This is a genomic window from Agrobacterium sp. V1 (assembly GCF_030518355.1).
GTDB classification, from domain to species: domain Bacteria; phylum Pseudomonadota; class Alphaproteobacteria; order Rhizobiales; family Rhizobiaceae; genus Agrobacterium; species Agrobacterium cucumeris.
In genome coordinates this window covers 243,893-265,054 of the sequence record NZ_JAULSF010000002.1, presented here as the reverse complement: position 1 = coordinate 265,054, position 21,162 = coordinate 243,893, and the positions used below count along the sequence as shown (strand labels likewise).

Below are 21,162 nucleotides of genomic sequence, written 5' to 3'. Positions count from 1 at the left end.
CGCGGCAGCGGGATGAGGGGGCTGGCTCTCCGCATATTGCTGGCGTTGCCCCCTCATCCGACCCTTCGGGCCACCTTCTCCCCGGCGGGGAGAAGAAACATGGGGTGCCGCCGAGCATCACCTGCCCTGCTATAAATCCCGGTCAGCCGCCGTATTTCGTAGCCGTAATATAGACCTGACCCACCCGCGTCGGAATGATCGCATAGACAGGCGCATAAACATCCATATTGTTCGACTTGGCGAACCAGATCTCCATCGAGATGGATTTCAGATATTCGATATCCTTGCGCCCCTGCCGGTAGCCCGACTTCGGCACGTAACGCGCCTTGCAGACGATGGCATCACCGTTAAAACCGTTGGTCTTGAACGGCTTGGTGCCGCTGGAGCTCAAAACGAGGTCGAGTCGCGATTCGCCGTCATAGATCGGCAGGCGCGTCGGGCAGATGCGGCCGCCTGAGGGAATGATCAGACCGGAAATCGGATCGAGAACCGAGCGCAGGTCGCGGTCCTTCACGTCAACCCAGTTGTCCGGCCGGGCTTTCGGCTCAGGTTTCACCGTCGTCGAGGTGACATTGCCGTTGCGGTAGACAACGTCATAGGTGCGTACCCGCTTGCCGTCCTTGTAGACCAGCGAATATTCGTTCGCCTGCAGCCGGTGGCCACGCTTGGCGCCGGAAACCGTTGTCTTGCCGGAAATGTCCTTGAGGATGCTGGCAAGGCCGGCGGCACTGAAGGAACCGGAGATCGAATAATTCGGTCCATCCATGCGAGTCGAAAAACTTGCCCGTGCAATCGGCAAAATGCCCAGATTGATGCTGTATTCGCTAGTGTGGCGTGCTTCGGCGGCGAGCGAGGGGGAGACGCCCGCAAACGCCATCGTCACGGCCATGAAAATGCTTTTTCCTCTGGCAATCATTTCGATATCACCTTAAAAGAGGCGCGGAAGCGGCCTTATCGGGCGATGATATACGCTGACTTGTGGCAATAAAAAAGCGGACGACGGTTGAAAACGCCGGAATTTCCTTTCATTTGATCGCGAGCGGCTTGACTGTTAAGTCTCGTCTGACTATAGAACCGCAACTTTCCAATCATGGCCAGTTGGATTGCCACCCCGGTTTTGCCGGTGGCGAGCCAGTGGTGAAACAGACGAAACGAAATAGGTGTACCCATGTCCCGTGTATGCGAATTGACCGGCAAGGGCGTCCAGACGGGCAACAACGTCAGCCACGCCAACAACAAGACCAAGCGCCGGTTCCTTCCGAACCTCTGCCAGGTCACGTTGATCTCCGATGCTCTCGGCCAGCGCTTCCGCCTGCGTGTTTCCGCAGCAGCTCTGCGCTCCGTTGAACACCGTGGCGGCCTCGATGCTTTCCTTCTGAAGTCCGGCGAAAACGAACTGAGCATGCGCGCTCGTCTCCTGCGCCGCCAGATCGCCAAGAAGACGGCCGAAGCTGCTTAATAGCGGTTTCGACATCATCGATATTCAGAGGGCTTGAATGGCTTTTGCCGCTCAAGCCTTTTGTTTTATTTCAGTTCAGCTCCAACTGGTGGCATCACCCAGGATAAAAAAATGCTGACCCTGCGCTATACGCTGATCTACATTCTCCTGATGACACTGGTGGTCGTCGCCTCCAATATTCTGGTTCAGTATCCGCTTTCCGGATCGCTGTTCGGCGTCAATCTCGGCGATCTGTTGACCTGGGGTGCCTTTACCTATCCGGTCGCCTTCCTCGTCACCGATCTGACAAACCGCCAGTTTGGGCCCTCCATCGCACGCCGCGTCGTGCTTGCCGGCTTTGTCGTCGGCGTTACGCTGTCGTTCTGGACATCCATCCCGCGTATCGCTGTCGCCTCCGGCACCGCCTATCTCATCGGCCAGCTGCTCGATATTTCGGTCTTCAACCGCCTGCGCCGCCAGCGCTGGTGGCATGCGCCACTTGCCGGCTCGATGCTGGGTTCCGTGCTGGATACGGCGCTGTTCTTCTCCATCGCTTTTGCTGCAAGCTTCGCCTTCATCGGCCCCAACGATGCCTTCGCCATCGAAAACGCGCCCATACTTGGCGTACTTACCCTTGAGGCGCCACGCTGGGTCTCCTGGGCGCTGGGCGATCTTTCGGTGAAAATTCTCGTCGGCCTCGTCATGCTGCTGCCTTACGGCGCGCTGATGAATACGCTGAAGCCGATGCCGGGCGCGGTCAAACCGAGCTGACATTATCCGACAGCCGCGTTTGAAGCTGTGCAAGGCGTGGATCAAATCACGCTTGCAAACCCACGGGCGACGTTGCAATCTGCCGTCCGTGGCAAGGCTCGGAGGCGGATCGGCATGCAGATCAAGGATGTTATCGACATTGTGGATGCGACCAGCGCCACGCTTTCAGGCTCAAGCTTTGACGATGTCAATCTGTCGGGAACGGCCTTCAACAATGTCAATCTGGCCGGCACACGCTTCAACGACATCAATTTTTCCGGTGCCTCGTTTACGGACAGCAACATGTCCGGCTGGTCGATCGATGACGTCAATTTTACCGGACTGAAGCTGAGCAACACGAACCTGTCCGGCGCGCAGATAACGGCATGCCGAATGACCGGCATGAAGATCGACGGCATTCCGGTCGAGGATCTCCTCGCTGCCTACAAGGCGGTACAGGAAAAGGCCTGATATTCACTCCACCAGCTTGAATTCCAGCATCAGGTTGCGCTGGAGGAACGAGTGGTTGTCGTCAGACACGATGATGAGGCGTGTCGAGCCATCCGGCCCCTTCACCACATCCATGCCTTCCATATTGTCGATCTGGTAGGCCATGCCCGCTTCCATGAGGATTTCGCCATCCACGACGGCACCCGGCCGGATATCCGCCCCGCGGATGCGGCGGATGCGCATGCCGACGCCTTCGGCGAAATTGAAGCGCCGTTCAAGAAGCAGCAGATCGCCGTTCGGCAGGAAAGCGCCATCAGTCACATCGAATGACGGATGATGGGTGACAGCGAATGTACCCTTCAGCGGGCCTTCCAATATGGCTGCAAGCAGATTGCCGTCCGCATCGATACTCTTTTCGGCCACCACGACCAGAGCGCCGGCGAGCGGCGAACTGGCCGGCGAAACCGCCAGGGCCTCCATGCCGCCATTATGGCGCAGTTCATTATTGGGGATGAGATGTGGCAGGCGGCTGAGTGGCTTTGCTGTTGCAAAACCCGGATCCGGATAGATATCGATCCTGTGCCGCTGCTCGTAGCTGACGAACACCTGGCCGTCGCGCAGCGCCAGCCCTTCCGCATCCATTTCCATCTTGCGCGGCGGTTCGCGGCCACTCATGTCCAGCATGGGGGTGATGCGGACATCGGCAAGCCCCGATAGCGCGCCGGCAGCACCACGCGTAATCCTGCCCGTCAGCCAGTGGCCGGTATCCAGCACCGCGATAAATTCCTCACCATCGGGGCGGAAGCGGATGGAGGATATCGCCCCGAACAGCTTTTCCGGGGCGCTCATCACCATGCCGCCGATAAATTCCAGCTTGCCGAACCGTTTTGCGCTGGTGCCGACCTCGAAACCCGACAGCAGGCGAACGCTCACCGGTACATCGATGGTCGATGCGCCGATGGGAATGGGAAACAGCGAAGCCGCCGCAAGCACAGCAGCGACCGCCAGAGACTTGCAGGAAAAGGCTACCCGGGCCCGCTTATCCGGCACGGCGGACCCTGCGGGACGAACCGGAGGCGCTGCTCGTATCTTCGAAGAGAGCAGCAAGCTGCTCGGTCATCGCGCCGGCAAGCTCATCCGCATCAACGATGGTCACGGCGCGGCGGTAATAACGGGTCACGTCATGGCCGATACCGATTGCCAGCAGTTCCACCGGCGAGCGGGTCTCGATCTGCTCAATGACCGCGCGCAGGTGCCGTTCCAGATAGTTGCCCGGATTAACCGACAGGGTCGAATCATCCACCGGCGCGCCGTCGGAGATCATCATCATGATCTTGCGCTGCTCGGGGCGGCCGATCAGGCGGTTATGCGCCCACATCAGCGCTTCACCGTCGATATTTTCCTTCAGAAGTCCTTCGCGCATCATCAGGCCGAGATTGCGCCGGGCGCGCCGCCACGGGGCATCCGCCGACTTGTAGATGATGTGGCGCAGATCATTGAGGCGACCCGGCGAAGCGGGCTTGCCATTGGCGAGCCACTGTTCGCGCGATTGTCCACCCTTCCACGCCTTGGTGGTGAAGCCGAGAATTTCCACCTTCACACCCGAACGTTCCAGCGTGCGCGCCAGAATGTCGGCGCAGGTGGCAGCAACCGTGATCGGACGGCCGCGCATCGAGCCGGAATTGTCGATGACCAGCGAAACCACGGTATCGCGGAACTTGGTGTCGCGTTCCTTCTTGAAGGAGAGCGGCTGCATGGGATCGATGATGAGCCTGACGAGGCGGGCCGGATCGAGATAACCCTCTTCCAGATCGAAATCCCAGGAGCGGTTCTGCTGCGCCATCAGGCGGCGCTGCAGACGGTTCGCCAGGCGTCCGACCGCACCCTGAAGATGCGCGAGCTGCTTGTCGAGAAAGGCGCGCAGCCGGTCAAGCTCGGCCTCGTCACACAGTTCCTCGGCCCGGATTTCCTCGTCGAATTCCTCGGTGAAGATGCGGTAATCGACTTTCTCGTTGAAATCGTCGAAGGGGCTGTTGGGGCGGCGGGTCTCGCCGGGCGTTTCGGAGTCCTCGTCGAGATCGTCGGACATTTCTTCGTCCGACATCTCGGCGCCGTCCATCTCGCCTTCTTCCATTTCCTCCTGCGAGGCCTCGTTTTCATCGGCGGGCGTCGCATCGGAGCCGGCCTCTTCCTCGACCTGCTCTTCCTCGGTCTCGTTGGTGCGCGGCTGGTCCTCGTTGGATTCCGCTTCCTGGCTTTCCGGCTCGTTATCCTCGTCGCCGAAATCTTCCGCCATCTGCATGGAGGTCAACATCTTGCGCACCAGCCGCGAGAACGCCTTCTGGTCGGTAATGACGCGGGAAAGGTCGTTGAGGTCGCCTGCGGCCTTGTCTTCGATGAAGTCGCGCCAGAGATCGAGAACCTTGCCGGCACTCGCTGGCGGCTTTTCGCCGGTCAGTTTCTCACGCACCAGAAGCGCTACAGCCTCGGCGAGCGGTGCGTCATCCTTATTGTTGATGCCGGAGAAATTGGCCTTGGCGTATTTTTCCGTATTCATGGCCTTGATATTGGAGGCCATGCCCGGCATGCGCAGCGCGCCGATGGATTCCACCCGCGCCTGTTCGACGGCATCGAAAACCAGCTGCGCTTCGGCGCCATGCGGCGACATCATCGCATGCGTGTCCGCATCGTGGCAGGCGAGACGCAGCGCCATGGAATCGCCGAGACCACGCGTGATGGCGATCTCCTGCGCCGTGGGTTTCTTGGAAATTTCCGGCAGGCGCATGCGCTCACCGGCAAGGCCCGGCCGCTCATTGGCGAAGACGACCTCGACCTCGGCATCACCGGCAACGGATCGCACGCATCCGGCAATCGCCTGACGCAACGGCTCCGTATCGACCGCCGTACCCGGTTTCGCTCTGGAATTGTCGCCGCGCCCTGCCATTGTCTTTCCTGTCAGTTGCCGACGCCTGCGGCCCACCCATCAGAGGATGCGCGGCCGCCGGCGTCTTCAAGTCATCGGTGATCTTCTCCGGAAAACCGGGGATGATCAGGCGCTGAGAACGATGTTCGCGGCGCTTTCTTTGAGCTCAACGCCAAAGGCACGCTGATACTGCTCGGCTACCAGGGTACGCTCAAGCTCATCACACTTGTTGAGGAAGGTCACACGGAAGGCAAAGGCGAGATCGCCGAAGATTTCCGCATTTTCCGCCCAGGTGATGACGGTACGCGGGCTCATCACCGTGGAAAGGTCGCCATTAACGAAGGCCGAACGGGTGAGATCCGCCACGCGCACCATCTTGGACACGGTTTCGCGACCCTTCGGATTGTCGAGGCTCTTCACCTTGGCGGCAATGATGTTCACTTCCTGCTCATGCGGCAGGTAGTTCAGCGTGGTGACGATGGACCAGCGGTCCATCTGCGCCTGGTTGATCTGCTGCGTGCCGTGGTAGAGGCCAGTCGTATCACCAAGGCCGACCGTGTTGGCGGTCGCGAAAATGCGGAAGGCGGGGTGAGGACGGATGACGCGGCTCTGGTCGAGCAGAGTCAGGCGGCCGGAGGATTCCAGTACGCGCTGGATGACGAACATCACGTCCGGGCGGCCGGCATCATATTCATCGAAGACCAGCGCGACATTGTGCTGGTAGGCCCAGGGCAGAATGCCGTCCTTGAATTCGGTAACCTGCTTGCCGTCCTTCAGGACGATGGCGTCCTTGCCGACGAGGTCGATACGGCTGACATGGCTGTCGAGGTTGACGCGCACGCAGGGCCAGTTGAGGCGGGCAGCCACCTGCTCGATATGGGTGGACTTGCCGGTGCCGTGGAAACCGGAAACCATGACACGTCGGTTGTGAGCAAAACCGGCTAGGATCGCGAGGGTCGTATCGCGGTCGAAAAGATAGTCGGGATCGAGGTCCGGCACATAGGCGTCGCCCTGGGAATAGGCGGGAACCCGCAGATCCGTATCAATGCCGAAAACCTCCCGCACGGACACAGTCGTGTCGGGCAGGTTGGAAATATCAAGGTCGATTTTGCTCATCACGTCTCCAAGGCGGGCGGCAGCCACCCGGCCACATCATCAATCAGGCGGTAAACACGTAAGTTGGCTTAGCAGAAACCTGACTGCTTTAACAATTGATATGCTTGAACAACAGCCCGAAAACGTTCTTCCGAACCACGATCGCCACCATTAGCATCAGGATGGTGCTTTTTGACAAGCTCCTTATAGCGCCTTTTTATCTCTTCCTGCTTCGCACTGGCAGAAAGACCGAGCGTATCGAAGGCTTTCGCCTCCAGCGTCTTCAGCTTGCGGTCCTGCTGCATGCGCTGTCCACCGGCCTTTGCGCCACCCGCAAAACCGCCGGCGAAGCCGAAGGGATCGCGAATGCGGGCATTGCCGCTCGCGGTGCCGGATCGAAGTGTGGAATGCAAAGGGCTGTCGCGCGCCGTCTTGTTGACACCCACCGTCCAGGTCGGACGGTGACCGGTGATCGCCTCCTTCTGGTAACGGGCGATCTCGCCGTCTGAGAGGCCGGAGAAGTAATTATAGCCCTTGTTGTATTCCTTCACATGCTCAAAACAGAACAGGAAGAATTGCCCCTCGGCATTGCGGCCGACAGGTGCGCGGTGAACGCCCGGTTTATCGCATCCGTCCCACTGGCAGGTAGGAGCCTGAACTTCAGGTTCCCGCTCCCTTTTCCGGCGCGTGCGGATGCGGTCGAAATATTTCGAATCCAGTTTCATGATGCCCTGATTATGGAGTGCGAAAAGCCGCACAACAAGAATTGACAAAGCGGAATGTTGCTGGCTTTTAGGTAACCCCCTTCAAGACCAGCCAACAGGAATGGAGCCCTTCGCATGTCCCTGCGAGAACGTATAGAAACGAAGCTCCGTGAGAGCTTTTCACCAGAGCGCCTGAAAGTCGTCGATGAAAGCCAGATGCATGCGGGCCACCAGCCGGATATAACCGGCACGGGCGAGACACATATGCGTGTTCAGATAGTGTCGGAAAGCTTCTCCGGCAAGTCTCGCGTCGAACGCCACCGGGCGATCAATGCCGTTTTGAAGCCCGAGCTCGACGCGGGCCTGCATGCGCTCGCGATCGAGGTGGCGGCGCCGGGGGAAGCCGTGCGGTTTTAGCCTCAACTGCGCAGCATTACGTTCGTGTTTCCGACATAAGAACTTGATTGATCTAAAGATCTTTTCCGACTGACACTTAACCACAGGGATACGGTCCCGTACGAGAGAGTGATGCCCCATTTCTACGTTGTAACTGATTGCGAATTCGACGGCCCTATTCCTGGAAAGCACTCAATGTTGTCATTCGGTTCTGTCGCAGTCTCAGAAACCGGTGAAATTCTCGGCGATTTCGAGGCCGTTCTGGAACGGCTGGAAAATGCGGAGAGCGACCCCGGAACAATGGAGTTCTGGCGCAAACATCCAATGGCCTGGAAAGCAGCGACGGAAAACGCTCAGCCTGCCGCAGTCGCTATTCAAAGTTTCGTGGCGTGGATAAAATCCTTTGATGCTGAGCCGATATTCGCAGCCCATCCAGTGTCTCTCGACGGTCTGTGGTTAGATTATTACCTGAAGCGGTTTACAGGTCAGCCGCTTTTTGAAGGCCCATGGGTTTCCAACCGCCTTTTCAAATATGCTCCCCTTTGCATCATGTCCATGGTCGCGGGAAAAACCGGTCGCGATTACTGGAGCTGCGAGGTTCAGCACTATCCTGCAGAATGGCTGGGCACCATTGAGCACACCCATCGTGCAATCGACGATGCACGCGGTTATGCAAACCTTCTGAGTTTCATGCTCAACAAAGGATGAGCTTTCCACGCTGTGGTTTTACAAATGGAGAGGGTTAGCTTCGGGTTTGAGCTGCCCCTCACCCCGGGTGCTTCTCCGACAGGAACGACTGCACCTCCGACGACGCCACATCATCAGCCACGAAAGACTGGCCGATGCCGTGGGTGAGGATGAAGGTGAGCTTGCCGCCCTTGACCTTCTTGTCCTGCGCGATTGCCGTCATCAGCGTCTCGACCGGCGGCAGTTCACCGGGAATGTCCTTCATCGCTGTGGGCAGTCCAACCGCCTTCAGGTGCGCCTCGACACGGGCCGCATCGTCAGGGCTTGCGAGGTTGAGACGGGCGGAGAACTGGTGCGCCAGCACCATGCCGATCGCCACACCCTCACCGTGCACCAGCCGCTTGCTGTCGTAATTGGTCGCCGCCTCCAGCGCGTGGCCGAATGTGTGGCCGAGGTTCAAAAGGGCGCGCACGCCGTTTTCCTTCTCGTCGGCCACAACAACATCGGCTTTGGCCTGGCAGCTGGTGGCAATCGCCTCTATGCGGGCGGGACCGCCGGTGCGAATTTCATCCCAGTTCTTTTCGAGCCAGAAGAAGAAATCCGGCTTATCGATCAGGCCATATTTAACCACTTCAGCATAACCGGCGCGGAATTCGCGCGGGCTCAGCGTATCCAGCACCGCCGTATCCGCCAGCACCAGATCAGGCTGGTGAAAAACGCCGATGAGGTTCTTGCCGTGGCGGCTGTTGATGCCGGTCTTGCCGCCAACCGAGGAATCAACCTGCGCCAGAAGCGAGGTCGGTATCTGCACAAAGCGCACACCACGGCGCACGATGCCGGCTGCAAAACCCGCGAGATCACCGATCACGCCGCCACCGAGTGCGATGACCGCATCGTTGCGTTCCACGCGCGCGGAGAGAACCGCATCGCAGACAGTGACCAGATGTTCGAAGCTCTTGGTCTTTTCGCCCGCCGGCAGGGTCAGCGACACCGCCTCGATACCGTCAGTCTGCAGGCCGTCCATCAAGCCTTCGAGATAAAGCGGCGCAACATGTTCATCGGTGATGATCGCCGCACGCCGGCCCTTCAGACGCGCCGAAATCTCACCGCCCGCCCTGCCGATCAGCCCCGGCCCGATCAGAATATCATAGGCGCGCTCACCGAGCGGCACATGGACAAGGCGTTCGTCGGCGTGGATTTCGGAAGGCGTCATGGTGGTCAGTCTTTCTGTTCGATGCCGGCGATGGCGGCCAGCACTTCAGTCACGATGATTTCCTTGCGGACGTCACGGGATTCGATGGTGAGATCCGCTCCGGCATAGATCGGGTAACGTTTCTCCATCAGCGCCGCCAGCGTGGCCTTGGGGTTTTCGGTCTTGAGAAGCGGACGATGATCGCGCTTGTTGACCCTTTCCCACAAAACCTCAAGATCGGCCTTCAACCACAGCGAAATGCTGCCGCGCGTGATGTGACGCCGGGTATTGTCGTTGATGAAAGCGCCACCGCCGGTGGAGATGACCTTGGGACCGCCGCGCAAAAGCCGCTTGATGACCCGTGTTTCCAGCGCCCGGAACTCTTCCTCGCCATAGGTGGCGAAAAGTTCCGATATCGTCATGCGCGAAACGCGCTCGATTTCCACATCCGTATCGATGAACTGGACCTTGAGCTGCTGGGCAACCATGCGACCTATCGCAGACTTTCCAGCCCCCATCAGCCCGACAAAGACGATGTTGCGCCTCCCGAGCTTTGCCCGTGCTTGCTCCCCGAGTGTTGCCGGGACGGATAAATTCGTTTCATTCATAAATTTGAAAGCCCGTTTGGCATGGATATCTGCAAATGTTTACGAAGCGTCAAGCCAAATTGCTGACTGAATGGCGTTGAATCACAATCATCGCCGCATGCGGCACGGGGCGAAAGCCGGCTTTTTGATCTTGCCGCCGCTTTCGCCGCACCGCATATAAGTTCGACCGCCACCTTCACGGAGCCGCCATGCCCACCCTCTTCCGCTTCACGATGATATTGGCGACCATCGCGGGGCTGATCTATGGCGGCATGGTGCTGCTTGTCATGGTCGTGAAACCACGCGACCGCGAGGTGACCGTGCGCATTCCTTCCGAACGCCTGAACCCACCGGCGGCAGAACCGGCAAGGCGCACTCCATGAACGCACTAACGGGAGGGCGCGACGGCGCACGGCTTGAAAGTTTTCTGGAAATGATGAGCGCCGAGCGCGGCGCTGCCGCCAACACGCTTTCCTCTTACGAACATGACCTTTCGGATCTGCGTGAATTTCTGGCCGGCCGAGGTCAGTCCTTGGCCGAGGCGGCCACGCCAGACCTGTCCGCTTATCTTACCCATCTTTCCACCCAGGGCTTTGCCGCCACCTCGCAGGCGCGACGCTTGTCATCGATGCGGCAGTTCTATCGTTTCCTCTATTCGGAAGGACTGCGCAGCGACGATCCGACCGGCATAATCGACGCCCCTAAAAAGGGTCTCAGCCTGCCGAAGACGATGAGCGTTGCCGATGTGACGAAACTTCTCCGCATCGCGGCTGAGGAAGCAGCCACCGCCGGTCCCGGCCAGCTTGCCCGCATTCGCATGCATCTGCTGCTTGAACTGCTTTATGCCACCGGCATGCGCGTCAGCGAGCTCGTCTCCCTGCCCGTCAAGGTGCTGCGCCAGGAGGGCCGCTTCCTGATGATCCGGGGCAAGGGCAACAAGGACCGCATGGTGCTTCTGTCCCGCGCCGCGATCGAAGCCATGGAAAAATACGACGCCGCCAGAAAGGCGCTCGCGCCGGAGAAGGTCAAGGCGCAAAAAAAAGCCGAAGCACCGGAAAGCCCATGGCTGTTTCCTTCGAGCAGCAAGGAAGGTCATCTGCCAAGGCAGGTCTTCGCCCGCGACCTCAAAGATATTGCCATTCGCGCCGGCCTTACCCCTTCGGCGGTATCACCGCATGTCCTGCGTCATGCCTTTGCCAGCCACCTCCTGCAGAACGGTGCAGACCTGCGCGCCGTGCAGGAGCTTCTCGGCCATTCCGACATTTCCACGACACAAATCTATACGCATGTGCTGGAAGAACGCTTGCAAGAACTGGTACAAACACATCACCCCCTTGCCAAACAGGGCAAAAACCTTGATTAGAGCGACCGGAACCGCCGGATAATCCGGTCAAACCTTGCGCAAAACGATCGGAAACGGATCTCATGCACAATTATCTCGACTTCGAAAAACCTATCTCGGACCTTGAAGGCAAGATCATCGAGCTGAAGAAGCTTGCCGATGAAGACGAGAGCATAGACACCTCGGAGGAGATCAACCGTCTGGAATCGCGCGTCAACGACGCGATGCAGGACATCTATTCCAAGCTGAACGCCTGGCAGAAAACGCAGGTCGCGCGTCACCCGCAGCGTCCGCATTTCGTCGATTACGCCAAGGCGCTGTTCACCGATTTCACACCGCTTGCCGGCGACCGCAAATTTTCCGAAGACGCCGCCATTCAGGCGGGCCTTGCCCGCTTCAACGGCCAGCCCGTCGCCGTCATCGGCCAGGAAAAGGGTAACGACACCAAAAGCCGCCTGAAGCATAATTTCGGCAGTGCGCGTCCGGAAGGTTACCGCAAGGCGATCCGCGTGCTCGAACTGGCTGACCGTTTCTCGCTGCCGGTCGTCACCCTCATCGATACCGCAGGCGCCTATCCCGGCGTTGGCGCCGAAGAACGCGGCCAGGCAGAGGCCATCGCCCGCTCGACGGAAATGTGCCTTAACGTCAAGGTGCCGATCGTTTCCGTCGTCATCGGCGAAGGCGGTTCGGGCGGCGCGATCGCCATCGCCACCGGCAACCGCGTCTACATGCTCGAACATTCGATCTATTCGGTGATTTCACCGGAAGGTGCTGCCTCCATTCTCTGGCGTGATTCGACCCGCGCCAAGGAAGCCGCAACCAACATGAAGATCACGTCCGAAGACTTAAAGTCGCTCGGCGTTATCGACGGCATCATCCCCGAACCGATCGGCGGGGCGCATCGCGCTCCGGAGACCGTGATCAACGCGACAGGTGACGTGATCGCCAAGGCTCTGGCCGATCTTTCACAGCGTTCGGGTACGCAGCTGCGTGCCGAGCGCCGCCAGAAGTTCCTGGATATCGGCCGAAACCTTTAAAGCATTTCCAGTAAAAGTGCGTAGCGGTTTTACGTCCGGAAAATGCGTACAAAGAGAGAGTTAGATTTTTTGGCGGTTCGAAGAAACGCCAAAATGATCAAACTCCCGGCCTCATTTTCCTTGAATTTCGCCCCAACTCGGCCATAGTCCGGTCACATCAACAGATGTATCGGCGGCCGCGGGGGCGGATCCGATTTGAGTTAAGAAGATGTAAACGGTTAATACCGTATTTAAAATACACGCGGGACGGTGTAGAACTTCGCCGCCCGTGCCATCGTCTTTCGGATCAGATCATGCGTTTGACACATTTTGCCCTGCTCGCCTGCACCGCGCTCGTTCTTACCGGTTGCAACGATACGCTCGAAACCGTCGAACGCGACGTTTCCCACGTCAAGAACAAGGTCGATTACCCGTTGTCTCCGTCCATTCTGGCCGAGATCGACAAAAGGGGCATGGATCGCACTTCGCCGATCATGATCCGCATCTTCAAGGAAGAAGGTGCGCTGGAAATCTGGAAGGCCAGGCGCGACAACCGTTTCGAGAAGATCGCCGGCTACGAGATTTGCGCATGGTCCGGCAAACTCGGCCCGAAGGTGAAGGAAGGTGACCGGCAAGCGCCGGAAGGTTTCTACAACCTGACACCCGCGCATCTCAATCCGAACTCGAAATATTATCTCGCCATCAATACCGGCTTCCCGAACCGTTACGATGCCGCCAATGGCCGCAACGGCACCAACCTGATGATCCATGGCGCCTGTTCATCGTCAGGCTGTTATTCGATGACGGATGCGCAGATTCTTGAAATCTACGGTTTCGCGCGCGACGCCTTCAAGGGCGGCCAGAAGACCGTGCAGCTGCAGGCCTTTCCCTTCCGCATGACAGCGGAAAACATGGCCCGCCACCGCCAGAGCGAACATCTCGAATTCTGGAAGATGCTGAAGGTCGGTTACGACAATTTCGAAGTCACCAAGCGCCCGCCGGAGGTGAATGTCTGCGAGAAGAAATATGTCTTCAACCAGCAGACGGCAGGCGGCAGCTTCAACGCCTCCGCGCAGTGCCCGGGCATGAGCACGCCGCCCGCACTGGTCAGCGCGCTTTCAAGTTACGAAAAGACCTATGATCTCGCCTATGAAAAGGCGATGAAGAAATATGACGGCATGGCCTGGTATGACCCGAGCGAGGCGGAGCGCAAGGCGCTGGTCGCCGAAAAGCGCAAGGGACGCGAACCCGCCTATGCCCCGACCGGCTCGGCACTGAAGGCCGGCAAGCTGATGAAGGAAACGGAATTTGCCGCGCTGATGGAGAAGAAGGCGCAGCAGGTGACGTCGTCCTCCCCGGCAACCGCAGCCACCGCCTCATCCCTGCGTGGCCCACGCACCTCGACGCCTCAGCCAACCGCCCCACAGTCGAACCCGGCGCCTGCCGCCCCGACCATGGTTGCCACAGCCACCCCCGCGCCTTCGGCCAACGGCCAGAGCGGTGCGGCCGCACAGGGCATCCCGGTTCCGGCCCTCAACCCGCTTGCCTATTCTGCACCGGCACCGGAAGCGCCGGAGAAGAAGCCCTTCTGGAAGTTCTGGGCCAAGGAATGAGCGCCACGGCCGAAGTGATTTACGATTTGAGGGGGCTTAAATGCCCCCTTCCGGTTTTAAGAAGCCGCAAGAAGCTTGCTGCGCTGAAAGCGGGCGATGTTTTGACGGTTGAGACGACCGATCCGCTGGCTGTCATCGATATTGCGCATATGTGCAATGAGGATGGGCATAGTCTGGTTGAGACCGTGGCAGTTGGTAACGGGCATCGGTTTCGGATTGTGAAGGGGGCGTAGAGTGCTCACTGCGGAGGTTACCCCCCTCTGTCCTGCCGGACATCTCCCCCTCAAGGGTGGAGATCGACGAGCGGCTTGCTCCCAATATTTTTACCTGTGGCTAAGACCGCAATGACCAACGTTGCGAAGGAATGAACGACTGCCTCACCTGATCTCCGGCAGGACAGAGGGGGGTGCCGGCTGCCGCAGACTTTCGCCACTCACCTCAAAACCGCATCCCCGAAATCGCCAGCGGATTATCCGTCATCGCCTGCCTGTCCGGACGGTCGATGCCTGGGGCGCCGGTAAATGCGGCAAAGAGGTCCTGCACGAAAGCCTCCGGCAAGTCCTTCGTGATCAGCACCATGCGCGTACGCTGATCAGACGGGTCAGGCCAGGCCGCAAGGCGCTCGGGCCTGTGGAAAATGTTCTGCACCCCATGCAGCACCAGCGGCCGGTCCGGATTGTCCGAGAGCTTGACGACGGCCTTCATGCGCAACAGCTTTTCACCATGCGCCGAGCGCAGCAGATCCACAAACATATCGATCGCCATCGGCTCGATCGGCTTGTCATGAATGATCGAGAAGGAACGGATCGACGCATCGTGCCGGTTCACATCGTGATGGTGATGGCCATGGTCGCCACGGTGGTGGTGGTGCCCATGGTCGTGGTCGTGGTCGTGATGATCATGGGCCGCCTCTTCGCCCAGCCAGCGGCCAACATCGGCATTTTTGCTGCCGGCATCATAAAGACCATTGTCGAGAAGCGCCGAGGCACTCCAGTCGGGCTTGTCGCCATCCTCGATCGTTGCGCGCGGGTTGAGCGTCTGCAGGCGCGCCGTCAGTGCAGCAATTGTGGAAACGTCGGCGAGCGCTCGCTTGGTCATCACCAACCGGTCGGCAACGGCCGCCTGCTTCACGGCTTCTTCGTGATTGTCGAGCGTGGAGAGGCCGTTCACGGCATCCACCACCGTAATCATGCCGTTGAGCACGAAATTCTGCGCGATCACCGGATTACCCATGATCGATTGCATGACCGGGGCAGGATCGGCAAGGCCGGTGGTCTCGATCACCACCCGCTTCACCGGCTTCAGTTTGCCGGTCTGGATACCATCCATCAGCTCCGCCAGCGTATCCACCAGTTCCCCGCGCACCGTGCAGCAGAGGCAACCTTCCGCCAGTTCGATGATGCCTTCGCCGGCGCTTTCAACCAGCATATGATCAATGCTGACATCACCAAATTCATTGATGATGATCGCCGCGTCACTCATCTCGGGGTCCTTGAGGAGCCGGTTGAGCAGCGTCGATTTTCCGGCGCCGAGAAATCCGGTGATGATGGAGACCGGTATACGCTCGCGAGACATGCCTTGCCTGTATGTTGAGGGCCGCTCCGGCAGATCGTTGAACGATGTTCGAGCCGGAACCGCGCGATAAAACAGAAATCGCCCAAGGCCTGAAGCCATGGGCGAGACTGTAATATCATAACAGATCAGAGCTGCGAATAGCCAATCCGCTGGCACAGTCGCCCTTCATCACTGAAGAGCGATCAAGCCAATCAGAATGTCGGGCGTGGGATCGGGATCGGCACGTTGGCCAGTTCGCCCTTGGCCGCAGCTCCCTTGGTCGTGTTGACAGCCACGGTCTCGCTGCCCGGGATAAGACCGGCGAAGGAATATTCCGGCGGGCGGGTCATCTCCGTCACATAGGGCGAATGGATGACCATGCGGCCGGCTTCATCGCGGCCCTCGCTACGCACCTTTGCAGCCTTCGGATTGCAGATTTCGGCGCTGACATCGTTTACATCGCCTGTATCGCCATAGGGCGCCAGCGAAGCAAGCGAAACGCCCTGCCCGGAAGGCGCCGTCAGCCCCATCTGCAGCAGGTCCGCAGACTGGTCGGTTCGTCCGGCAAGGCTGTCCGCGCCCAGCACCACGGTGATGACGGAGCGGCCATTGCGCACGGCAGACGACACCTGGTTAAAACCGGAGGCACAGATGAAGCCGGTCTTCATGCCGTCAGCGCCATCAAAGCGGCCCACCAGCATATTGAAGTTGGCATAATTCTTCTTGCCGGTGGTGACGCCTTCCAGCGAGAAATAGTGGGCGTATTCCGGGAATTCACGCTTGATGATCAGCGCCAGCAGCGCCAGATCGCGCGCGGTCGTATATTGCCCCTTGCCGGGCAGGCCGTTGGCATTCACGTAATGGGTGGAGCTCATGCCCAGCCGCTGCGCCTGCGCATTCATCTGCGCCACAAAATTATCGGAGGTGCCACCGATCGTCTCGGCAATCGCCACGGCAATATCATTGGCGGATTTGATCAGCAGCAGCTTCAGCGCGCTGTCCATCGTCAGCTTCTGGCCGGGCTTGAAATACATTTTCGAGGCCGGCTGGTCGGCGGCCTTCTTGCTCATCACCACTTCCGTCTGCGGGCTGAGCTTGCCGGCCTTCATCTGCGAAAAAGCGATATAGGCGGTCATCAGCTTGGTCAGCGACGCCGGATACCACTTGCGGAAGGCTTCCTGATGGGAAATCACCTTGCCGGTTTTGACATCCACCACCATTTTCGGATTGGCATTGGCCACGGGTGCTGCGGCGACGAGGCCTGCGGTCATGATGGCAACGGCTGCGGAGAGCCGCCGGGCGGCGTTTGGCGATTTAACTGTCTGTGGCAAGGCTTGTCCTCGAATTCCCGTCTTCGGTCGGGGAATGGCAATATTCACCATATATGTCCTAGCAATGGCAAAGTACATTGATTACGTCAATTATGCGGCGCACTATCCACCATGGAGGATGGCTTTTACCACACGCCGCACCGATGAACCCAGGAATGAACGAATGCCGATTTTGAACAGAGCCGCCGAACTTCAACAGGAAGTCAGCGAATGGCGGCGTCACCTGCACGAAAATCCCGAGATTTTGTATGATGTCGACAACACCGCGGCCTTCGTTGCGGACAAGCTGAAATCTTTTGGCGTTGACGAAATCGTGACCGGTCTTGGCCGCACGGGTGTGGTCGGCATCATCAGGGGCAATCTTGCCGGTGAACGCACCATCGGCTTTCGCGCGGATATGGACGCCTTGCCCATTCTCGAGGAAACCGGCAAGCCTTGGGCATCGAAAACAGCAGGCGCGATGCATGCATGCGGCCATGACGGCCATACCGCCATGCTGCTCGGCGCATCGAAATATCTCACCGAGACCCGCAACTTCGCCGGCTCCATCGCCGTCATCTTCCAGCCCGCCGAAGAAGGTGGCGCTGGCGCACTCGCCATGGTCGAGGACGGCTTGATGGAGCGTTTCGGCATTAACGAGGTCTATGGCATGCACAACATGCCGGGCATTCCTCTCGGTGCCTTCGCCATCCGCAAGGGCGGCATCATGGCGGCACCGGACAAGTTCTCCATCACCGTCAAGGGCCGGGGCGGCCATGCGGCACAGCCGCACCGCACCATCGATCCGATCACCATCGGTGCACAGATCGTCGGCAACCTGCAGATGATCGCCTCGCGCAATGCCGATCCGATCCGTTCGGTCGTCGTGTCCGTCACCCGTTTCCACGCCGGCTCCAGCCACAACATCATCCCCAACGAGGCGCTGATTGCCGGCACGGTGCGCAGCCTCGACGAAACGGTGCGCGATCTCGCGCAGGACCGCATCAAGCAGATGGCAGAAGGCATAGCCCTTGCCAATGGTGCCGAAGCCGAAGTCGTCTATGAGCGTTATTGCCCGGTGACCTTCAACCACGCCGCCGAGACCGACCACGCCATCCGCGTCGCCCGCGATGTGGCGGGCGACCACAATGTCGATCCCGATGTCGATCCCTCCATGGCCGGCGAAGATTTTTCCTTCATGCTGAAGGAAAGGCCGGGCGCCTTCATCTTCCTCGGCAATGGCGATTCGGCCGGGCTTCATAATCCCGGCTACGATTTTAACGACGACGCCATCGCCTACGGCATTTCCTACTGGGTGAAGCTGGCTGAACAGCGTCTCACGAGCTGATTGCCGGCGAGCGCAAAGAAAGCCGAGGAACAGATCAACCGCGATGAAGAACGCGGTTGATCCGCAGGCATCGTCAGGTTAAAGAGCAATTCAGTGTCCACGTAGCTCAGCAGGATAGAGCACAGGATTCCTAGTTGATAATTGGGGGCTGCGGTCCGAAAGGCTGTAGTCGATCTGCTCAAATTCGGGGAACGCTTAGCTGGACTTCCAGCATGCCAATCCCGAGCCAAGCTTCAGGCGAAAGCCTGTTGAAGGTGTAGAGACTGGTAGGGCAGCGCCTAAAGGCCGCAAGGTCCATGGTGAAGGGACAGTCCAGACCACGAACGCCCTGCCTATTTTCGGCGGGACGGCGGCGAAAGTCGAAGTGGTATGAATCCTGGGGTCGGAGGTTCGAATCCTCTCGTGGACACCATTTTTTCCTGTTTTGTCCGCCGTTAAGATACAGACCCTGCTCTGCAATCAGAACGGTCAAAACCTCTCGGACCGACATGGCCTGTCCGAAAGGTCGATTTCCGGCACGGCCTGCCGCGCGTTTTACACCGCCACCGGCGTGATCCAGCGCGGATCGGCGCTTTCGGCACTGTCCACAACCGCTTCCACAAAGGCCACACCCTTCAGCCCGTCATAGGCAAGCGGAATGTTGCGGCCAATCGCACCCGTCTCACGGCCCGCTTTGCGGGCACGGATGGCTTCCGCGAAACCGGCATAGAGGTTGGCGAAGGCCTCCAAATATCCCTCCGGGTGGCCGGGCGGAGTGCGGGTTCGAACCTTCGCATCTTCGGAAAGATCGTCCGCGCCCCGCTTGATGGTCTGCACACGCCCGTTAAGCGGCGTATAGACGAGTTCGTTCGGCTGTTCCTGAAACCATTGCAACGAACCGGTCGCGCCGAAAACCCGCAAACGCACGCCGTTGGAATTGCCGAGCGCCACCTGCGAAGACCAGAGGAGCCCCCGCGCGCCGCCCTCATAACGCATCATCACATGGGCATTGTCATCCAGCGCCCGCCCCGCCACGAAAGTGGCGAGATCGGCGGTGAGCGACTGCAGTTTCAGCCCGGTCACGAAGCCAGCCAGATGATAGGCATGGGTGCCGATATCGCCGATGGAGCCGCCGCGGCCATTCTTCTTCGGGTCGGTGCGCCATGCCGCCTGGGCATTGCCCTGCTGTTCGATGGCCGTTGCCATCCATTCCAGCGGATATTCCACCTGCACGGTGCGAACCTCGCCGATCTCACCCGCCGCGACGCGCGCACGCGCTTCATGCACCATCGGATAGCCGGAATAGGTGTAGGTCACCCCAACGAAGCGGCCGCTTTCCCGCGACAGTTTTTCCAGCGCAATGGCGTCTTCCAGCGTCGCGGTCAGCGGTTTTTCGCAGATCACGTCGAAACCTGCCTCGATCAGCGCCTTCGCGATCGGATAGTGGGTGAAATTCGGTGTGCAGATTGCAACCGCATCGACACGATCCTCGCGGGCAGCCTCGCCGGTAATCAGCTCCTGATAGCTGCCATAACTGCGGGCCGGGTCAAGCCCTTCATTGATCGCAAAGGCGCGGCCCCTTTCGGGATCGACATCAAAGGCCCCGGCCACAAGCACCCATTTGCCGTCAAGGCGTGCTGCAAGACGGTGGATATTGCCGATATAGGCTCCCTGACCGCCACCGATCATGCCCAGACGAAGTGGTCTTTCGATAGTCATTGTTCCTCCAGCCCCAGCATGGTGCGGTTGGCATTGCGGTTCGCGCCGGATTTGACGAAATCGTCAAAGGCGCGGTCCGAAACACGGATGATGTGATCGGCGATGAAACGCGCACCTTCCGACGCGCCGTCTTCCGGGTTCTTGACGAAACATTCCCACTCCAGCACCGCCCAGCCATCAAAGCCGTAGGTCGTCAGCTTGGTGAAGATCGCCCCGAAATCAACCTGCCCGTCGCCGGGGCTGCGGAAGCGCCCGGCCCTTTTTGACCATGGCTGATAACCGCCATAGGCGCCCGATTTTCCGTCTGGACGAAACTCGGCATCCTTGACGTGGAAGGTTTTTATCCGCTCATGGTAATGGTCGATGAAGGCGAGATAATCCATTCCCTGCAGAACGAGATGCGAGGGATCATACATCAGGTTCGCCCGGGGATGTTCCTTGACCTTGTCGAGAAACATCTCCCAGCTGTGGCCGTCATGCAGGTCTTCGCTCGGATGGATTTCATAGCAGACATCCACGCCATGGGCGTCGAAATCATCAAGAATCGGCGTCCAGCGGCGGGCAAGCTCGTCAAAGCCTTCCTCCACCAGCCCTTCCGGCCATTGCGGATAGGGATAAAGATACGGCCATAAAAGCGCCCCGGGGAAGGTCACATGGCGGTCGATGCCGAGGCGCTTTGAGGCGCGGGCGGCAAAGCGCAGTTGTTCCTCGGCCCATGCCCGACGCTTTGCGGGATTGCCGCGCACATGTTCCGGCGCAAAACTGTCCATGATCGCATCATGGGCGGGGTGCACCGCCACAAGCTGCCCGGTGATGTGGGAGGCAAGTTCGGTGATCTCCAGCCCATGCTCGCCGAGCATGCCCTTCAGATCATCACAATAGGCATCGCTTTCCGCAGCCTGTTTCATGTCGATCAGACGCGTATCCCAGGTGGGAATCTGCACGCCCTTGAAGCCCTTGGCCGCGGCCCACGCCGCCAACGAGGCAAGCGAATTATAGGGCGCCTCATCGGCCGCGAACTGCGCCAGAAAGACACCCGGCCCCTTGATGGTCCGCATC

At 59.3% G+C, this 21,162-nt stretch carries 22 protein-coding genes; 11 read left to right on the top strand and 11 right to left on the bottom strand.

The annotated features are described in order from the left end of the window. Positions 1-142 precede the first annotated feature (142 nt). Complete coding sequence (locus QSV77_RS15375) at positions 143-916, bottom strand: DUF3108 domain-containing protein (RefSeq protein ID WP_046799841.1); 774 nt, start codon at positions 914-916, stop codon at positions 143-145. 252 nt (positions 917-1,168) lie between these two features. Here QSV77_RS15375 and rpmB point away from each other — a divergent pair, with 252 nt between their 5' ends. From rpmB to QSV77_RS15360, 3 genes are all read left to right on the top strand, one after another. Beyond that, positions 1,169-1,459 carry a 50S ribosomal protein L28 gene (gene rpmB, locus QSV77_RS15370; protein WP_003509888.1) on the top strand — a complete coding sequence of 97 codons (291 nt, stop codon included), beginning with the start codon at positions 1,169-1,171 and terminating at the stop codon, positions 1,457-1,459. A gap of 111 nt (positions 1,460-1,570) precedes the next feature. After that, positions 1,571-2,209: a queuosine precursor transporter gene (locus QSV77_RS15365; protein WP_302734139.1), complete on the top strand. Its 639-nt coding sequence runs from the start codon at positions 1,571-1,573 to the stop codon at positions 2,207-2,209. Positions 2,210-2,323: 114 nt separating this feature from the next. Beyond that, positions 2,324-2,659 (top strand): pentapeptide repeat-containing protein, encoded by a 336-nt coding sequence (locus QSV77_RS15360; RefSeq protein WP_142841499.1) that lies wholly within the window; start codon positions 2,324-2,326, stop codon positions 2,657-2,659. 3 nt (positions 2,660-2,662) lie between these two features. Here QSV77_RS15360 and QSV77_RS15355 read toward each other — a convergent pair whose 3' ends face one another. From QSV77_RS15355 to QSV77_RS15340, 4 genes are all read right to left on the bottom strand, one after another. Further along, positions 2,663-3,688 (bottom strand): esterase-like activity of phytase family protein, encoded by a 1,026-nt coding sequence (locus QSV77_RS15355; protein ID WP_302734135.1) that lies wholly within the window; start codon positions 3,686-3,688, stop codon positions 2,663-2,665. Beyond that, entirely contained in the window at positions 3,678-5,582 is a 1,905-nt protein-coding gene (cobT, locus tag QSV77_RS15350; RefSeq protein WP_142841501.1) for a cobaltochelatase subunit CobT, read from the bottom strand. Before cobT ends, QSV77_RS15355 begins: the two co-directional genes overlap by 11 nt. Before the next feature lie 105 nt (positions 5,583-5,687). Then, on the bottom strand, positions 5,688-6,677 hold the full coding sequence (gene cobS, locus QSV77_RS15345) for a cobaltochelatase subunit CobS (protein ID WP_003509875.1): 990 nt from the start codon (positions 6,675-6,677) through the stop codon (positions 5,688-5,690). Between the two features lie 68 nt (positions 6,678-6,745). After that, positions 6,746-7,381, bottom strand: a complete 636-nt coding sequence (locus QSV77_RS15340; protein ID WP_142841502.1) for a J domain-containing protein — start codon at positions 7,379-7,381, stop codon at positions 6,746-6,748. 114 nt (positions 7,382-7,495) lie between these two features. Between QSV77_RS15340 and QSV77_RS15335 the strand changes: the two genes are divergently transcribed. Both QSV77_RS15335 and QSV77_RS15330 read left to right on the top strand, forming a co-directional pair. Next, positions 7,496-7,777 (top strand): BolA family transcriptional regulator, encoded by a 282-nt coding sequence (locus QSV77_RS15335; RefSeq protein WP_052819513.1) that lies wholly within the window; start codon positions 7,496-7,498, stop codon positions 7,775-7,777. 111 nt (positions 7,778-7,888) lie between these two features. Then, entirely contained in the window at positions 7,889-8,464 is a 576-nt protein-coding gene (locus tag QSV77_RS15330; RefSeq protein ID WP_302734130.1) for an exonuclease domain-containing protein, read from the top strand. Between the two features lie 58 nt (positions 8,465-8,522). Here the strand turns inward: QSV77_RS15330 and aroB are convergent, their stop codons facing one another. Next, complete coding sequence (aroB, locus tag QSV77_RS15325) at positions 8,523-9,656, bottom strand: 3-dehydroquinate synthase (protein WP_302734129.1); 1,134 nt, start codon at positions 9,654-9,656, stop codon at positions 8,523-8,525. 5 nt (positions 9,657-9,661) lie between these two features. Beyond that, entirely contained in the window at positions 9,662-10,243 is a 582-nt protein-coding gene (locus tag QSV77_RS15320; protein ID WP_046799848.1) for a shikimate kinase, read from the bottom strand. Positions 10,244-10,431: 188 nt separating this feature from the next. On the opposite strand from QSV77_RS15320, the gene QSV77_RS15315 reads away from it, so the two are divergent. The 5 genes from QSV77_RS15315 to QSV77_RS15295 all read left to right on the top strand — a co-directional run bounded on the left by QSV77_RS15315 (position 10,432) and on the right by QSV77_RS15295 (position 14,426). Next, positions 10,432-10,605 carry a hypothetical protein gene (locus QSV77_RS15315; RefSeq protein WP_052819510.1) on the top strand — a complete coding sequence of 58 codons (174 nt, stop codon included), beginning with the start codon at positions 10,432-10,434 and terminating at the stop codon, positions 10,603-10,605. After that, complete coding sequence (xerD, locus tag QSV77_RS15310; protein WP_302734128.1) at positions 10,602-11,585, top strand: site-specific tyrosine recombinase XerD; 984 nt, start codon at positions 10,602-10,604, stop codon at positions 11,583-11,585. Before QSV77_RS15315 ends, xerD begins: the two co-directional genes overlap by 4 nt. A 62-nt stretch (positions 11,586-11,647) precedes the next feature. Next, positions 11,648-12,601, top strand: coding sequence for an acetyl-CoA carboxylase carboxyltransferase subunit alpha (locus tag QSV77_RS15305; RefSeq protein ID WP_302734127.1), 954 nt, complete (start codon positions 11,648-11,650; stop codon positions 12,599-12,601). A 293-nt stretch (positions 12,602-12,894) separates the two neighbouring features. Continuing rightward, the gene (locus QSV77_RS15300) at positions 12,895-14,193 is read left to right on the top strand and encodes a L,D-transpeptidase family protein (RefSeq protein WP_302734126.1); all 1,299 of its coding nucleotides are present in this window, start codon (positions 12,895-12,897) and stop codon (positions 14,191-14,193) included. Beyond that, on the top strand, positions 14,190-14,426 hold the full coding sequence (locus QSV77_RS15295; RefSeq protein WP_302734125.1) for a sulfurtransferase TusA family protein: 237 nt from the start codon (positions 14,190-14,192) through the stop codon (positions 14,424-14,426). Before QSV77_RS15300 ends, QSV77_RS15295 begins: the two co-directional genes overlap by 4 nt. A 205-nt stretch (positions 14,427-14,631) precedes the next feature. Here QSV77_RS15295 and QSV77_RS15290 read toward each other — a convergent pair whose 3' ends face one another. Beyond that, positions 14,632-15,768 carry a GTP-binding protein gene (locus QSV77_RS15290; RefSeq protein WP_302734123.1) on the bottom strand — a complete coding sequence of 379 codons (1,137 nt, stop codon included), beginning with the start codon at positions 15,766-15,768 and terminating at the stop codon, positions 14,632-14,634. Positions 15,769-15,959: 191 nt separating this feature from the next. Next, on the bottom strand, positions 15,960-17,018 hold the full coding sequence (locus tag QSV77_RS15285) for a D-alanyl-D-alanine carboxypeptidase family protein (RefSeq protein ID WP_302735257.1): 1,059 nt from the start codon (positions 17,016-17,018) through the stop codon (positions 15,960-15,962). Positions 17,019-17,241: 223 nt separating this feature from the next. On the opposite strand from QSV77_RS15285, the gene QSV77_RS15280 reads away from it, so the two are divergent. After that, a complete protein-coding gene (locus tag QSV77_RS15280) occupies positions 17,242-18,405 on the top strand; it encodes a M20 aminoacylase family protein (RefSeq protein WP_302734122.1) in 1,164 nt (387 codons plus the stop codon). Positions 18,406-18,939: 534 nt separating this feature from the next. On the opposite strand, the gene QSV77_RS15275 is transcribed toward QSV77_RS15280, so the two are convergent. Both QSV77_RS15275 and QSV77_RS15270 read right to left on the bottom strand, forming a co-directional pair. Further along, a complete protein-coding gene (locus QSV77_RS15275) occupies positions 18,940-20,103 on the bottom strand; it encodes a Gfo/Idh/MocA family protein (RefSeq protein ID WP_302734121.1) in 1,164 nt (387 codons plus the stop codon). Beyond that, positions 20,100-21,161: a sugar phosphate isomerase/epimerase gene (locus QSV77_RS15270; RefSeq protein ID WP_302735256.1), complete on the bottom strand. Its 1,062-nt coding sequence runs from the start codon at positions 21,159-21,161 to the stop codon at positions 20,100-20,102. The genes QSV77_RS15275 and QSV77_RS15270 overlap by 4 nt, the downstream gene beginning before the upstream one ends. Position 21,162: the final 1 nt, after the last annotated feature.